This window comes from Pseudomonas brassicacearum (assembly GCF_918698105.1).
GTDB lineage: Bacteria > Pseudomonadota > Gammaproteobacteria > Pseudomonadales > Pseudomonadaceae > Aquipseudomonas > Aquipseudomonas brassicacearum_F.
Map to the genome: position 1 here is coordinate 1 of NZ_CAKKMI010000165.1, position 1,269 is coordinate 1,269.

Annotated in this window: 1 protein-coding gene; it reads right to left on the bottom strand. The window is 47.1% G+C overall.

Annotation, left to right across the window (positions count from 1 at the left end; all coding sequences use genetic code 11):
• Positions 1-624: 624 nt before the first annotated feature.
• On the bottom strand, positions 625-852 hold the full coding sequence (locus LQ215_RS29430) for a hypothetical protein (RefSeq protein ID WP_153625582.1): 228 nt from the start codon (positions 850-852) through the stop codon (positions 625-627).
• Positions 853-1,269: the final 417 nt, after the last annotated feature.

Genomic DNA, 1,269 nt, shown 5'->3' on the forward strand with positions numbered 1-1,269 from the left:
GTGTTCAAGTCGTAAGGTTTATGTGATTAGAAAAGCCCTGTAGAGCCAGCTACGGGGCTTTTCGCCATTAGATCATCCAAACCTACACCTTGCAACATTTTGCTCGTCACAGCACGTTCTAGAAGCCTTATTTTTGATTTTTTCGGTAACGCCATGTCGTCATGTACGGCAGACAAGCGCACAGTCCAGCGTTCGTTGTCGTTGTCGGCGTCCTCCTCCCGTCGTCCTTCTCCGCCTCCAACTCGCTGCGGAGCGGTACAGACGATATCCGCTGTAATTCCTTAGGTCGCTCAAAAAGTAGACTTTTTACCGTGGGATTCCGGGGTAAAGTTCGGGTGTCACAGAACTCCCGAACCGCTTCGCGGCCATCGGATGTATTTGAGGTGAGAAACAAGCTGAAAAGCCGCGTCACGAGCGGCTTCGAGAGAGTCAAAACGAAGCGAATTTAAGTGGTTTTCGGTTGAGTTGTTACTATATAGACAAGGAAAAGAGCCGCCTGATTTTCCCGTTGCTAAAACCTGCTTATCAGGATGATGGTCCACTATGTGAACCATCACCCAAAACTAGGATAGCTCTACGAAGAGTCGTCAATCACTAAATCGGAACCCTGAAGGGACCCCCGATTTAGCGTTTGACGAATTCAGCCCGGAGAGTGGAGTAATGAACCTCGAGAGAACCATACAGAGATTCGGACACCATTCGAAGTAAGTGCCCAAGTGATTCAAAGTCAAACTTATCAGGCTCACCAAGCGGAATCATGCCGGAAAGGCATGAAAAAGCATCAAGCGAATCACGAAGCTGAGAAAAGGATTGATGTATAGACTCAGGAATGGAACGATCATCAGCAGTCATATAGACCTCCGGTAACAAGGTTTATGTGATTAGAAACGCCCTGTAGCGTCACCTACGGGGCGTTTTGCCATTAGATCACCCATAACCACTACCTGCAAGAAAAAACTCATCACAGAATCATTCAGGCCGTTTAGAGACAAAAATCAGATTCTCGGGAATAGAAAACATCAGAGAGATGAGTCCGCTCGCCGCAGACCCAGCGACCGAACGTTAGTGAGCGAGTGGTCGAGGAAGCGGAAATGCTACCGAATTGACATAAAGCACGCACGCACAAAGGCTTATTTTGAGCAATTCGTAGACCCTTAATGCCTTCCTTAATATATAGATATAGATATGCAAAGCCAGAGATGACAAGGGCTACATTAAAGAATCGTACTCACCTCGGGTACTAATCGTACTCACCTTGAGTACTAATCG

Excerpts from the sequence above, each read along its gene's own strand:
- LQ215_RS29430 (WP_153625582.1), bottom strand. The coding sequence starts at position 852 with ATGACTGCTGATGATCGTTCCATTCCTGAGTCTATACATCAATCCTTT.